Here is a 14,535-nt window from a genome sequence, read left to right on the forward strand (position 1 = left end):
CATAAAACTATCGGGGTTTGGGAGGAATTTAATAATGAAAAAAATTTTTGCCCTTGTAGCAGCAGTATTTTGTTTTTCTGCCGTTGCATTTGCAGACGAAATTGACGATCTTTTAAAACCACAGCCAGATAACGGAATTGAAACAATTATTCCGGAAGACCAGCATGTTACAAATAAAACCGCCAGGGTTGAACTTCAATATACTCCGCTTACTGACGAAGTACGCCTGTTCTATACTTGCCATGCAGTTGCTTTTGATCAGGGCGAGGCAATGAATACGGCGCTTGCTGTTTTGAAAGATTTTCAGGATCAGCACGATGAATATTACGGATACAAATATATGAAACGCGATTCCGTAAAATACTACAAAGACGAAAAAACAGGCTTTAAGTGGGCTATGTATCAGTCTTATGTTAGATTTCAGCGTTAAATAAAAAACAAATTTTTTGACAGAAATATGAGCTGGATTCCAAACGGAAACTGGCTCAAATTTTTTATACCGGCGTTGCTGGAAAATGGAATTAAAAATGGATATTCAGAATATTATTAAAAATCTTCACCCACTCGAAATTAAAGTTCTCTTAAAATATACAGAAAAAGATGAATTGAGTTCAGAAAAACTTCAGAAAGAACTTGGCTACAAAGAAGGCCATGCAAATCAGGCTTTTAGCTGGCTTGGCGGAAAAGAACTCTTAAACGTTGAGCGCCGTATTCCACATACTTTTTACGAAATTACAGACTTGGGACGCAATTTTGCAGAAAACGGCACTCCAGAAGAAAAAATCATTGCATATGTAAAAGACAACGGAGCAAAAACTCTTCCGGAAATTGCAGTTGGAACTGGTCTTGAACAGAGAGATGTTGGCTCTGCCTTTGGTCCGCTTTCGAAAGATGGCGTTTTAAAAATGAATGCCGAAAAAAAGGCCGAATACACAGGTGCTCAGACTCCTGCAAGAATTACGCTTGCCCGCGAAATTCTTAAGAAGGCGGCTGGAGCAGAAAACGGTCAGTTGGAAAGTGCTTCTTTGTCCGAAGCAGAAAAAAATGCAATTGCATCTTACGCAAAAAAACGCGGTGCAGCCGACAGTGCTTTTAAAATCATTGAACGCGAAACCGTAATTTATAAATTTACTCCGGCGATTGGCGAAGTTGTTGAAGCCCTCAAAAAAGCAGGAATTACCGGAAACGAAATTGGAGAACTTACTCCAAAAATGCTTGAAACAGGCGACTGGAAAAAAGGCACATTCCGCGGTTATAACATTGCAATTCCGCCGGCACGCATTATTCCTGGACGCACAAACCCTTATGTGCAGTTCCTTGAACATGTAAAAGACAAGTTGTGCTCGCTTGGTTTTGAAGAATATGACGGTCCACTTGTAGAAACAGAATTCTGGAACGGTGATGCTCTTTTTATGCCTCAGTTCCACGCTGCCCGCGATATTCACGATGTTTACCGCATAAAAAATCCGACACATGCAAAATCAATAGAAGAACCTTGGCTTTCAAATGTTGCCGAAACTCACAAAAACGGCGGAAATACAGGAAGCCGCGGTTGGAATTATGATTTTGACCACGAGTTTACACGCCGTTTGGTTTTGCGTTCGCAGGGAACCGTTCTTTCGGCTCATCAGCTGCATAAGGCAAAGGTTCCGGGAAAATATTTTGGTATTGCCCGCTGTTTCCGCTATGACAAGGTTGATGCAACCCATCTTTCTGACTTTTATCAGACAGAAGGAATTATTGCTGGAAATGATGTAAATTTGCGTACTTTGCTCGGCATGCTCGAAATGTTTGCAAAAGAAGTTGCCGGCGCAACAGAAGTTAAATATGTTCCGGGATACTTTCCGTTTACAGAGCCGTCTGTAGAAGTTCATATTAAGCACCCTGTTTTGGGCTGGTTTGAACTTGGCGGAGCAGGAATTTTTAGACCAGAAGTAACAAAAGCCCAGGGACTTGACTGTCCGGTCCTTGCCTGGGGAATGGGAATTGACCGTATGGCTCTCATGGCGCTGGGATTGAACGATTTGCGTGAACTTTTCAGCGAAGATATAGAAGAAGTTCGTTTAAGAAAAGCAAAATTCTAGGTAAATAGAGAAGACTGCCCGGCCCGGACAGTCTTTTTTTTATTTTGCGTACTGCAAAAGACTGAATTCGAGGGCTTTTTGGCAGATTCCGGTTTCGCCGTTTTTGCAATAAGCGGTTACAAAGGGGCGCCCGATTAAAATTTTATCAGCACCGAAAGCCATGGCTGTTGCTACGTCGAGAGCTGTGCGGATTCCGCCGTCTACCCAGATTTTTTTTGTGTAATTTTTTAGTTCTTCGCCGTGATTTTGCAAAAATTCGGCAGTTGAACCGATTCTGGTTTGAATGCGTCCGCCGTGGTTTGAAATGTAAGCGGCATCTGGTTTGACTTGTTTAACGAGTTCTATTCCGTCTTTGTCAAAAATGCCTTTTAAAACGAAGGGAATGTTTTTTGAGTTCAAGAATTTTTGAATTTCCTGTAACTGCAAAGCGGATTTTTTTTCGAGCGGAACAAGATTTTGCATTGTTGCAATGTTGTAAGAATCTATGTCTATTCCGATTGATTTTGCAAACGGCAGAACCATTTCGATATGTTCAAAAATTTTTTTGTTTTGAAAAGGTTTTATAAAGAAATTTGCCTTTGCATTTTTGTCGGTTTTTTGAATTTTTTTTATGGCCTGCAGGCCGAATTTGATTTTGTCGTCTGGAAATCCGTCGCCTACGCAAAGTTCAATTCCGGTTTTATGGATTGCTGAAAAAATTGAGCTGTAATATTCTTCTTCGCTGGAAAAACCGATGTTTTCGACTGCTCCGGTGATTGGCGCAAAAGCAATTTGCGGAATTCGTTCGTTTACCGGACGTTCAATAAAATTTATAAAGACGAGAGGATTTTCTTTGCGGAGAACTTCCCAGCCGTCGCTGTTGAGACGAAAATTTATATTTCTATTTACGCCACCCATGCCTGGAAGCTGGTCGATACAGCCTGTTCCGTTGCAAATTGTGCAAAAGTGGCACTTAAATTTGTTCATTTTAGAAGAATTATAAGATAAATGAACAAATTGTAATATAGATTATGAAAGGTTTTGTAAAAACTGGACAAAAAGGCGCGAAAAGTGAATGAATTTTTTGCGGAAAATTTTACCCCGGATTGTAACGGCGCCAGTTGCGAAGCAATGGAGCGAAAGCGGAACCGTGAAAAGCCGGTCGCGGTCGGAAAATTGCGGTCTGAATTTTTTTAAATGGAAATTTTCAGGCTTTTTCTGGTTCAAAATCATTCTAAACTTCGTTTTTTTTTGGCCGATAAATAAAAAGTAACTTTAACTGAAAATTCTCGTGGAGTTTTTTGATGAATAAAAATTTGAAAATTTCGGCGGTTGTCGGATTTATTCTTTATGCCATTGCTGCATTTTTCTGTATTTCGCTTTTGTTTGTGCTTTTTGATTTTTGCGGGCTCGAAACGGCGCGTTTTTCTGCTTTGTGGCGTTTTGGAAAACTTTTTACGGGAGTTTACGGAATTTGTTCAGTTTTGATTCCTCTGTTTTTGCTGGTTGCGGCCTTTGAATGTTTTATGCGTTCATGGCACGTGCGGAACGGCGTTGTTCTTGCAGGTTCGGTGATTCCGTTTTTTACTCTTGATGCGGTTGAGCATATTTGCCGGATGCTTATTGCAGAAAATTCGGGCGATGTGCTTGTAATGAAACTTTTGGTTGCGCTTGTGACTGGAGCGATTATTGTCGTTGTCGAATATCTGGTTCTTTCGATGATTGGCGATATTATTGAAAACGCTGGAAAAAAAGACAAAGAAATTGATTTTGACGAGAATTCTGATGAACTTGATGAAGTTGAAGAATTTGCTCAAAAAGACGAAAATTCCGGTTTAGTGGCTGAGAATTTTGATGCAGAAAATGCCATTTTTGACGAAAAAACGTATGAAGTTCAAAAAAATCCGGAAAACGAAGAACTTGAGCCGGAAAAAGAACAAAATGCAGAAATCGAAAATTCTGGCTTTGAAATTCCAAAAAATTTGGAAAATGAAGAAAAAAATGAAGTTGAAGACGGTGAAAATTTAGAAAAATCAGAAATTGAAGAAAATCCTTTTGAGCATATTTTTGATGAGCAGGACGAAAATGAAGCTCAAAAACTAAAAATAGAAGATTCCGAAAAAAACGAAGAAAATTCTTTTGAGCCTGTCGAGGAAGAAATTCCTGTAAATGATGAAGATTTTGATTTGCCGGATTTGACTGACGATTTTATGAGCGACTCTGACGAAACTGAAATTTCGGATTCCTTGAATGCGGATTTTTTGGAAAATTCTGACGGCGAAATTTTGGAAACTCCGGAAATTGCGGTTTCTGACGAAGAAAATTACGACGAATTGGAAAATCAGCCTTTTGAAGATTTTGATTATTCTTCGGAAGAAAAAAATGAAGAAGAAGTGGAAGGCGAAATTCTTTCGGATGAAAACGAAACTGAAATTTTAGATGATGTAAAAGATTATTTTGATGCTGAAATTTTTGATGATGACGAAGATTTTGCGGAAAATAAAGCTGAACCGGAAGACGGATTAGAACTGGAAAACGAATTTGAAGTTCAGGACGGAATTGAGCCGGAAACAGAAACTGAATTTGCGGAAAGCGAAACTGAAAATCTGTCGGTAATGCCAAAAATTCTGGAAACGGAAGAAAATTTTGAGAACGAAAGTGCCGGTTTTGCGGAAAATGAGCCTGAAAACGAAGGTGAAAATTCTGACGGCGATGCTGGTTTTGAAGGTGATTTTGACAAAGACGACGATGACGGTTTTGGCAACGATAATTTGGATTGCGAAAACGGAGACGATGACCTTTCAAGTTTTGTTGAGCAGAGAAATAACAGTTTTGCCTCGATTTTTGCGAAAATGGACAGCGACGTTAAAAAATCTCCAATGGTTGTACAGAAAAACCCTGATTTTGAAATTCAGCCTGAGCAAAAAAATGAAGAATTATCGCAAAATGCGGAAAAAGCGGACGATGACGATTTTGACAGCACATTTTCGGATTTTGAATTTAATCCGACGGCAAAACCTGTCGTAGACAGTAACGGTGTGCCGTTTGAAAAAAAGAATGCAATTCTCCGCGAAGAGCCGGCTTCTCCGGCAAAAAATTCTTCTGCTTTGTCGGCCCGGACTTCTGCTCTGGCAGTTGCAAAAGCTCAGCCAGAAAATGCAGTTGAAAGCGAAAAAGTTCAGCCTGAAAAACCGCAACCAAAACTCAGAATTGCAGATTATAAAATTCCAGTTGAAGGAATTTTGCAAAAATATGATAACGGCGAATATTGGATTGTAGATGACGAGACAAAGAAAAAAGCCACCGACCTGGCACAGACTCTTGCCGAATTTAATATCGAAGTAAAAGTTACAGGAATCCGAAAAGGACCTGTTGTAACGATGTTTGAAATTCTTCCGGCTCCTGGCGTAAATGTAAACAAAATCCGCTCTTTGCAGGACAATATTGCGCTCAGACTTGCCGCAACTTCTGTCCGCATAGTTTCGCCAATTCCGGGAAAATCTGCAGTTGGAATCGAAATTCCGAACAAAAATCGTGCAGTTGTAAGTTTCCGTGAAATTATGGAACAGAAAAATCCGGCTTTTGAGAAGATGGCGATTCCTGTGATTTTGGGAAAAGACATATCCGGCGAGCCTCGTTTAATCGATCTTGCAAAAACTCCGCATCTTTTGATTGCAGGTTCAACTGGTTCTGGAAAATCAGTTTGTGTAAATTCTCTTATTCTTTCGATTTTGTACAAACGCAATCCTAATCAGGTAAAATTGATTTTGATTGACCCGAAAGTCGTAGAACTAAAACTTTACAATGATATTCCGCATCTTTTAACTCCGGTAATTACCGAGCCAAAAAAGGCATTGCAGTCGCTTCAGTATTGTCTTTGCGAAATGGAACGCCGATACGCGCTTTTGGATAACATGGGAGTGCGCGATATTTCAAATTTTAACCGCCGCATAGAAGAACGGCATCTCATGCAGGAAAAACTGCCATATATTGTAGTAATTATTGATGAATTTGCAGATTTGATGGCAACGACAGGCCGCGAACTTGAATCAATAGTTGCACGGCTTACGGCAATGTCGCGTGCAGTTGGAATTCATCTTGTTTTGGCAACTCAGCGACCGTCAGTAAACGTAATTACCGGTCTTATAAAAGCAAATATTCCAAGCCGAATTGCATTTATGGTTGCAAGCCGTACGGATTCAAACATAATTATTGACCAGATTGGAGCCGAAAAACTTTTGGGAAAAGGCGATATGCTTTATGCCAGCGCAACAGATCCATTCCCAGTGCGAATCCAGGGAACTCTGGTTAGCGATGACGAAGTTGAAAAAGTCGTGGATTATGTAAAACAATATGGAGAGCCAGATTATATCGACGACGAAATTTTTGTTGAAGACGACGAAGAAGAAAATGACGGAAACCTGGGACTCTTTGGCGAAGGCGATGATCCTCTTTACGACAAGGCGCTGGAAATAGTAGTGCAGTCAGGAAAAGCAAGCGCCTCGTATCTTCAGCGCAGGCTCAAAATCGGTTATAACCGGGCAGCCCGCCTCGTAGAAGAAATGGAAGAACGAGGAATCGTAGGCCCTCAAAACGGCTCAAAACCGCGCGAAGTAATCTATGTTCCATAAAATTTGGAGCACAGTGTAAAGAAAATTCTTGTTCATTGAAAAATCATTAATAATATGTTATCTTTCTTTTTAGAAATTGCAGTATTAAAAAATTTGCTTTTCTAAGAAGGCATGATAAAAATTAAATCCCTGTAATTTTTATCATTACAGTTTGCTCAAGCGTTGCTTTCACGAACTGTGATCCTTGCCGTCCGTGGCTCACCGCTAACGCGGAGTTTTTTAAGGAGAAAGAGAATGATGAGAGTTTTTAAACAAAACTTCGGAAAGGGCTTATTAGTAAGTCTTATGGTTATGCTGTTGACTTGTACAGCATTTGTTTCTTGTAAAAATGATGATGACGAGGGGAGCTCTAATTCAGTTACTGTAACAGATACTAGTACTGTTACAAATAAAGACGGCTCTGTAACTACAACAGAAGTCAGGTCTGATGGCTCACTGTTACAACAACAGTCAAACAAGATGAAAATGGAAAAGTAATTGAGACTGTAAAAGTTACAGAAACAGCTAACGGAACAGTTACAACAGAAACAACTGATGCAAACGGTAAAACCGAAACTAAAACTGACACAAAAAATTATTCAACATATATTGAAGAAGGAATTGTTGCTGTTGAAAATGCAAAATTTGATTTAGCAATAACAAAATTTAATCAGGCTTATAAACTAGAAGCCAACGATGAGACTCGCGTTTACTCGGCTCTTGCAAGCCTTGCCTCAATAAGCACAAAACAGGCCACAGCAGACTTTGTAAAAAAATACCTTGGTATTACAAATTATCCTGCAACAATGAACGCTCTTTTTAGCCCTGATTGGCTTGAAGCTACAGAGTATATTAAGCATGAGGACGAGGATTATATTTATGGATATAAAGATTTTACGACATCTACTAGTAGCTATGCCCGTTATTACAAGGCAAATATAGCTCCTGCCGCTGAAGATTCTTCAAATACTGTTTCTTGCTGGTATGTCTATAAAAAAGCAACAATAGAAGGCAAGACTTTTTATCCAAGCCTAGACGCTCTTGCAAGGTATGAAGAAGACATAAATGGCTCTTCATCATATTCTCGATATTATACTTACACACTTGACGAGAACGGCGAATATTATGTGTATATTTATTCTTCAGACGAAAGCCTTGCTTCTCATCAGGCATATGACTATGAAGAGTATGATGGTGTTGACTACATATATTATAAAAAGGCCATGTTCTCGACACTTTCTGTTCCAGACTGGTTCAAGAATTCCCCATTTAAAAACTACTTTGGAGAGCTTCTTCTTGCAAATATCTTGAATGGAAATTCAAACGGATTGAACAATGCTCTTGATGATTTGTACAATGTTTTGTTCAGCTCTGAATATGAAGATGCCTGCAAGAAAATCGATGCAGTTACAGGAAGCGTTAAAATTCCTAGTCGCGTAATTGACGATTTTGGCCTTACAGAAATTGTTGGAACTTCAGACGTAAAACTTGGAAAGGCAGAGCTTGCCCTTATAAAGACTTCTTTCAATATTCTAAAGGCGACTATTGAGTACGCGCAGTCATATAATTTGAACAGCGATCTTTCGTTCCTAAAATTTAACTGGGCAGACAAAGACGAGGCAATGAAAGTCTTTGAAAAATATTTGCAATATGACGCTAGCATAGATCCCCTTAAAAACGGATTTATGAGCCAGAGAAGTCCTGAAAAAATGGCTGCCTCAAAAGAGCATTTTGCTTCGGCAGTAAGCGACTTGATTGCGGCTTACGATGATATTCTTAAAAACACAACAGATTATCCGACAGCTTTGACCGAGGTTCTTAAAGAATACAAGGTTTTGCGTGAAGGCGCAGTTCAGTTGCAAACCGCAATTACAAATGGCGGAAAATTCTATATCCCGGAAACTGACGGCCTGCCGGATTCTTGGCCTGCAAGCGGCTCTTTGTATATCGATCTTGGAAAACTTTTTGACGCTAGCAACTTTGAGCTGAAGAATTTTATATCTTGTGATAAAAATAATATACCAAGAATTAGGAATGTGTATTCCAAATATATATATAATTCCAACACTGATGAAGAATATTTTACTGTTTCGGAAGCAAAAAAATATGTTTACTATGATAACAATGGCGAAGAAGTAGAAATTTCGCTTCCAGATTCGCAATTGTCTGCAGTGGATTCAACTGGCAAAAAAACAGTTGATTATTTGATTGATGCGTATAAGAATGCTAGATTCTTTGATGACGATGATGGAGGATATACGCTTGCACTGAAAATTGAATGGCATAATCTTGAAAAAATATTTGCAGGATTTGATTTTGCAAGTTTTATGAACGATTGCGGAATTGAAATGATGGAACATTCTGCATCTTCGAGCAATGCTGGCTACCATTTTACGCATGTGCCAATTGGTGTTCTTCCAGGTCTTTATGTCTATAATTTCTATCATAACGGCGAAATTGCGGACGATATAAAGGCTCTTATAGCCAGTAAATAAGATTTTTTGCTGAAAACAAAGTGTTTTAGTGTCTGAAAAATCTTTTTTAATCTAATTTTAGCCGCAGGGACTTTATGAACTTTGCTTCACAAAGTCTTGCGGCTTTTTTGTGTTTATGAAGTTAAAAAAAACGTTTATTTGTTCAATTTTAATTTTTTTTTCATCGCTTTTATCGTCGCAAAATTTTGAATTGAATTCATTTGTCGGAGATTTATTTTTTCCGGTTTTTGGAGCAACGGCGGAAGGTTCTTTAAAAATAGAATCAAATTATTTTTCTAAATTAAGTGCTTCTGGAGGTTTTCTTGGCGCAAAACCGGATTTGTCAAAATTTGAGGGGAAGTTTTATTCAGGTTATGCAGAAATAAAAATCGACTTAAAAAAACTGGATTTTTCTGCTGGTGTGTTTGGAGTAAATATTCCAGACAAAACTAAAATTTTAAATGGAAAACCGCGTTTTATTTTGGAAAACGGAGATTTTGCTGGATTTTACACTTCTGCAAATTATTGCTTTTCTAAAAGCATAAAACTTTCTTCCGAATTATTTGCCGGAAAAGGCGGATTTGATTGGGGCGATTTGTATTACTTTTTTGGACATCCGGAAGATATAAGATTTGTTTTCGAAAAAACAGAACTTTTGCTTCCTTATGGATTTGATTTTTCGGTTTTTGGAGGAAAAATTAAAGCAAAAATTCAGGCAGATAACACGGAAATAAAAGAAAAGTTGGGAACAGGAAGGGGAAATTTTATTGGATTAAAAGCAGAAAAGAATATTTTGGGGTCAGAAACAAAAATCGATTTTAGGCATTTTCTTTCAATAAAATTATTTTATTGTTATGCAGAGATATTTGGTTCGGTTCTTGCAACAAGTGAAACACAAGATTATTTCTTTTTTCCTTATGAAAGAATTTATGGGCATTTGAACGATAAATTTTATGTTGCTGGACTTGGATTTTCTTATGAATATAAGCGTTCGTCTTTAAATGTTCAGCTTGATACAAATTATTTTCATTGTTTTGTTAATGAGCCGGGCGCAAATTATTCATATAAATATAAGAAAAATATTTTTTTTGACGGTTCAGCCGCTTCAAAAGACTTTGATTTTGCAGATTTTACAAATTGTGGGTTCTTTGCCGGAAAAATAAGTGTGTCATATAACGCAAAAAGTGTTTTAAAATTAAAACAAGTTGAACCAGAATTAAGACTTTCAAGAGTATTGGTTCTTCCTCTTTTGACAGATACTGCGAAAAACGGGCTAAAAACAAAATTAAGTAGTTCTGCGAGTTCAAGTTCGGGTTTGTCGTCATCAAAAAATTTACAAAAAATTAAAACTGTTTTGCTGAGCGGTACAATTTTATCATTAAAAATTAAATTTTAAATTTGGAGCACAGTGCAAAGCCCGGCCGCACATTTTAATTTTTTTTCTCAATAAAATGAGAGGGAAATGACAGGATTTTTTTTCTAGTTTATAATGTTTGGCGGTTGGGAGGTCTTTTATGACTGGGTATGACAAGATTGCTATTTTGCTGGCGGAACTGGGGAATGGAGCGCGCGAGGCTGTTCTTGAAAAACTTAATTTTTCTTCTGAACAACTTAAAAAAATCAGTGCTGCTACTAAAAAACTTCGCAGTTATGACGGAAAAATTTACAACCCTAAAGATAAATCTCAGGTAAACAGAGAAATTGCCGTTCTTGAAGAACTTAAAAGTTTTGGTGAGCTTCGTGGAATTTATAAGGATGTTCCACATGGATTTATTAAAACAGCTGCTTCTGAAGAAGAAAAATTCAGGCAGTCGGTTATGGAAAATCCTGAGGCGATTGCCCAGGCTCTTGAAAAATGGTTAAAATCTGACGATTAAATTAAAGTGGCAGGGATAGGAAGGGGCGCGCAGCGCGTGTTTTTGCCTGTAAAAATACCGGAGGCGAAAGCCGTAGCCCTGGATAGCCCGGTTTTTGCGAATGCAAAAAGCCACCCAAACAAAAAAAACGGTCAAAATGCAATGTGCGCTTTGACCGTTTTTTTTGTTTATTTTTTTGCAGCAGATTTTTTAGTTATTTTTTTTGAAGCTGTTTTTTTTGCAGCAGCTTTTAAATCTGTTTCTGAAGGAATACAAATTACAACTGAATTGTCTGTATTTGAAAAAGGTGCTGGAATATATTTGTCGGCTTTCCAGTCATTTTCCCAACGTTTGCCGTCCATAAGATAGCGGTATTGGTATTCTTTTCCGGCATCGAGTTCGAGTGTTACAGAGAAAGAACCGTCTTTTGATTTTTTTAGGTGTGTTTCTGTTGAACTCCAGCTGTTAAAATCTCCAGCAAGAGATACAGTTGCAGCATCTTGTGCGGCCTCTTTTTCAACAATGAAAGTAACTTTGCATTTTGTTGCGTCTGCTGAATAAACTTTTTTTAATGCCATGTCATTCTCCTTAAAAAGTATATTTACCCTAAAACCTTGTGTTTTGCGGGGCATTTTAAAAACTATTTGCTATAAATTCATTTAAAAGTATACAACTTATTGTCCGACTTGCCAATAAATTATATATTAAAAAGCAAATAGAAAAATAAATAAAAAATTTCCGCCGATTTAACCTGAATTGCAGAGCGGAGACCGGTTTTTTTTGAGCCGGCAAATCTTGCTAAAATGGAGGCTCGGTTATGAGCAGTCTTTCTAACAAAAATCACTATTTATTTACATCTGAGTCGGTTGGCGAAGGCCATCCGGATAAACTTTGCGATCAGGTTTCTGACGCTGTTTTGGATTATTGTCTTTCGCTTGATCCTGATGTTCACGTTGCCTGCGAATCTTTTTCTACGACGGACTTTTTGCTTGTCGGCGGCGAAATTGGTTTTCAGAATTACAAGGTGAATCCTAAAGAATTTAATGCAAATATCGAAAAAATTGCACGTCAGGTTGCTGTTGATATTGGCTATACTTCGCCAGAAGTTGGTCTTGACGGCAGAAACTGTATTTTTATGAACCGTCTTCACGCTCAGTCTGCGGACATAAATCAGGGTGTTGTTGGTAAAGGTCTTGATGAGTACGAAGGTCAGCAGGGAGCTGGCGATCAGGGAATGATGTTTGGTTTTGCCTGCAACGAAACTCCATCGTTAATGCCTGCGCCGATTTATTATTCGCACCAGATTCTTTTAAAAGCAAATGAGCTTCGCCATAACGGAACAATTAGCTGGCTTAGACCGGATGCAAAATCTCAGGTTACTGTTGAATACGACGAAAATCACAAGCCTGTTCGCGTTGACACGGTTGTTGTTTCTCATCAGCACGATCCAGATGTTGATTATTCGACAATTAAGGAAACTATCATCAACCAGATTATTAAGCCTGTTCTTGAACCGACCGGGCTTTTGGACGGGAATACTAAATTCTTTATAAATCCGACTGGAAAATTTGTAATTGGCGGTCCGGATGGAGATTCTGGTTTGACCGGTCGAAAAATCATTGTTGATACTTACGGCGGAATGGGCCGTCATGGCGGCGGAGCTTTTTCTGGAAAAGATCCTTCAAAAGTTGACCGCTCGGCTGCCTATATGGCGCGCTATATTGCAAAAAATGTTGTTGCCGCAGGACTTGCCGAAAGAGCGGAAGTTGAGCTTGCATATGCAATTGGAGTTCCGTTCCCTGTTTCGATTCTTTTGGAAACTTTTGGAACTGAAAAAGCAGAGCGTTCAAAAATTGCTGCTGCCGTAGAGAAAATTTTTGACTGCACACCGGCTGGAATTATCAAAACTTTGAATTTAAAACAGCCGATTTACAGAAAAACTGCGTCTTATGGACATTTTGGACGCGAAGGTTTCCCTTGGGAAAAAACTGACAAAGTTGAAGATCTTAAAAAAGAGGTGTTGCGTTAGCGCTGGGAGTGGCGGAGTTGTGGAGCGGTTGAGTTTTGCGAAACTGCTCCGCAATGAGCGTAGCGAACCACGGACATAGCGACCCGGCAGAATGTCGGGGAACGCCAATAAAAAAATGAAGTCAAAAGCTGTTGAAATTGATTCGAGAATTACGCCACAGGCAAAGCGGGATGCGCATATTCATTATATTGTTGCATTTTGCGGTGGTTTTTTGACGGTTTTTCCGTTGGAGAACATTGTAAAGAGTTTTGGTTCTTCTCAGACGACGCATTTGATTGAAATGGTGCGGCTTTTGATTGGCAAAGACTGGTTTGAACTTGGACTTAGGTTTGCTGGAGTTTTGATTTTTGCACTGCCGATTTTTTTTGTTACTTATGCCAAAGAACACACAAAAATTAACGTAAAATATTTGGCTCTTTTGGTTGATGTGGCGATGGGCTTTTTAATGTGGCTTATGCCGACGAATTGGCCAAAGGTTGTTTATCTGTATCCTACTTTTTTTGCAATGTCGCTTCAGTGGAGCAGTTTTTCGGGAAGTTATGGTTATGCGGCCTCGACGAATTTTTGTACGAATAATTTTAAGCAGACAATCAGCGCCTTGACGGAATATTTTTGTAACGGAAAAAATGAATTTAAATTGAAGGCGCAGTTTTATGGCGCGGTTTTGGCTGGCTATTATCTTGGAATTTTTGCCGGATTTAAGCTTTTTGAAAAACTTGGAAATTTTTGTTTTACGCTGGTTACGATTCCTTGTGCGATAATTGCGGTTTTGATTGCGACTTTTCCAAAGGATTCGGCAAAATAGTTTTTTTGGTGATTTTGTAAGGTTTGAAAAAATGATTCTTTCAAAGCAGCAGATTGTTGAAATTATGGAACGTTTTAAGGTTCAAAATCCGAATCCAAAGAGCGAACTTGATTTTAAGAATCCGTTTACTTTGCTTGTTTCTGTGGTTTTGAGCGCTCAGGCAACCGACAAATCCGTAAATTTTTATACAAAACCGCTTTATGAAGTTGCCGACACTCCTCAAAAAATTCTTGCCCTTGGTCAGGAAAAATTGATTGAGTTTATAAAACCAATCGGTTTGTGGAAAAATAAGTCTAAAAACATAATTGCACTTTCTAAAAAGTTGATTGAAGATTTTGGCGGAATTGTTCCGGATTCCAGGGAAAAACTGATGTCTTTGCCGGGAGTTGGAAGAAAAACTGCGAATGTTGTTTTGAATGTGGTTTTTGGTCAAAATACAATGCCGGTCGACACGCATCTTCTGCGGATTTGTCCAAAAATTGGGCTTGCGGAAGGTTCAACTCCGGAGCAGGTTGAAAATTCGCTCTTGAAAAATATTCCTGCCGAATATTTGCAGCATGCCCATCATTGGCTTTTGCTTCACGGCCGCTATGTTTGTACAGCCCGAAATCCAAAGTGCAATGAATGTTTAATACGAGATTTGTGTCTTTACGGCAGAAGTCTTAAAGACGATTGATTTTTGAATTGATAAATTATTG

At 38.6% G+C, this 14,535-nt stretch carries 12 protein-coding genes; 10 read left to right on the forward strand and 2 right to left on the reverse strand.

Going from position 1 to position 14,535, the window contains the following annotated elements; all coding sequences use genetic code 11:
- Nucleotides 1-34: 34 nt before the first annotated feature.
- Nucleotides 35-430 carry a hypothetical protein gene (locus tag B5D47_RS09080; protein ID WP_078931519.1) on the forward strand — a complete coding sequence of 132 codons (396 nt, stop codon included), beginning with the start codon at nucleotides 35-37 and terminating at the stop codon, nucleotides 428-430.
- A gap of 97 nt (nucleotides 431-527) precedes the next feature.
- Nucleotides 528-2,084, forward strand: coding sequence for a phenylalanine--tRNA ligase subunit alpha (gene pheS, locus B5D47_RS09085; protein ID WP_078931520.1), 1,557 nt, complete (start codon nucleotides 528-530; stop codon nucleotides 2,082-2,084).
- Between the two features lie 39 nt (nucleotides 2,085-2,123).
- Here the strand turns inward: pheS and B5D47_RS09090 are convergent, their stop codons facing one another.
- A complete protein-coding gene (locus B5D47_RS09090; RefSeq protein ID WP_078931521.1) occupies nucleotides 2,124-3,050 on the reverse strand; it encodes an alpha-hydroxy-acid oxidizing protein in 927 nt (308 codons plus the stop codon).
- A 317-nt stretch (nucleotides 3,051-3,367) separates the two neighbouring features.
- On the opposite strand from B5D47_RS09090, the gene B5D47_RS09100 reads away from it, so the two are divergent.
- The 5 genes from B5D47_RS09100 to B5D47_RS09120 all read left to right on the forward strand — a co-directional run bounded on the left by B5D47_RS09100 (nucleotide 3,368) and on the right by B5D47_RS09120 (nucleotide 11,024).
- On the forward strand, nucleotides 3,368-6,694 hold the full coding sequence (locus B5D47_RS09100) for a DNA translocase FtsK (protein ID WP_234969998.1): 3,327 nt from the start codon (nucleotides 3,368-3,370) through the stop codon (nucleotides 6,692-6,694).
- 234 nt (nucleotides 6,695-6,928) lie between these two features.
- The gene (locus tag B5D47_RS09105) at nucleotides 6,929-7,171 is read left to right on the forward strand and encodes a hypothetical protein (protein WP_078931523.1); all 243 of its coding nucleotides are present in this window, start codon (nucleotides 6,929-6,931) and stop codon (nucleotides 7,169-7,171) included.
- Nucleotides 7,172-7,479: 308 nt separating this feature from the next.
- Nucleotides 7,480-9,168 carry a hypothetical protein gene (locus B5D47_RS09110; RefSeq protein WP_078931524.1) on the forward strand — a complete coding sequence of 563 codons (1,689 nt, stop codon included), beginning with the start codon at nucleotides 7,480-7,482 and terminating at the stop codon, nucleotides 9,166-9,168.
- Between the two features lie 190 nt (nucleotides 9,169-9,358).
- Nucleotides 9,359-10,543: a hypothetical protein gene (locus B5D47_RS09115; RefSeq protein WP_143592660.1), complete on the forward strand. Its 1,185-nt coding sequence runs from the start codon at nucleotides 9,359-9,361 to the stop codon at nucleotides 10,541-10,543.
- Between the two features lie 118 nt (nucleotides 10,544-10,661).
- Nucleotides 10,662-11,024 (forward strand): hypothetical protein, encoded by a 363-nt coding sequence (locus tag B5D47_RS09120; RefSeq protein ID WP_078931526.1) that lies wholly within the window; start codon nucleotides 10,662-10,664, stop codon nucleotides 11,022-11,024.
- A 167-nt stretch (nucleotides 11,025-11,191) separates the two neighbouring features.
- On the opposite strand, the gene B5D47_RS09125 is transcribed toward B5D47_RS09120, so the two are convergent.
- The gene (locus tag B5D47_RS09125) at nucleotides 11,192-11,581 is read right to left on the reverse strand and encodes an isoamylase early set domain-containing protein (RefSeq protein WP_078931527.1); all 390 of its coding nucleotides are present in this window, start codon (nucleotides 11,579-11,581) and stop codon (nucleotides 11,192-11,194) included.
- 239 nt (nucleotides 11,582-11,820) lie between these two features.
- On the opposite strand from B5D47_RS09125, the gene metK reads away from it, so the two are divergent.
- From metK to nth, 3 genes are all read left to right on the forward strand, one after another.
- Nucleotides 11,821-13,032, forward strand: a complete 1,212-nt coding sequence (gene metK / locus B5D47_RS09130; RefSeq protein ID WP_078931528.1) for a methionine adenosyltransferase — start codon at nucleotides 11,821-11,823, stop codon at nucleotides 13,030-13,032.
- 115 nt (nucleotides 13,033-13,147) lie between these two features.
- A complete protein-coding gene (locus tag B5D47_RS09135) occupies nucleotides 13,148-13,837 on the forward strand; it encodes a YoaK family protein (RefSeq protein ID WP_159443518.1) in 690 nt (229 codons plus the stop codon).
- 31 nt (nucleotides 13,838-13,868) lie between these two features.
- The gene (nth, locus tag B5D47_RS09140) at nucleotides 13,869-14,513 is read left to right on the forward strand and encodes an endonuclease III (RefSeq protein WP_078931530.1); all 645 of its coding nucleotides are present in this window, start codon (nucleotides 13,869-13,871) and stop codon (nucleotides 14,511-14,513) included.
- The last annotated feature ends 22 nt before the right edge of the window (nucleotides 14,514-14,535 follow it).

The organism is Treponema berlinense (genome assembly GCF_900167025.1).
GTDB lineage: Bacteria > Spirochaetota > Spirochaetia > Treponematales > Treponemataceae > Treponema_D > Treponema_D berlinense.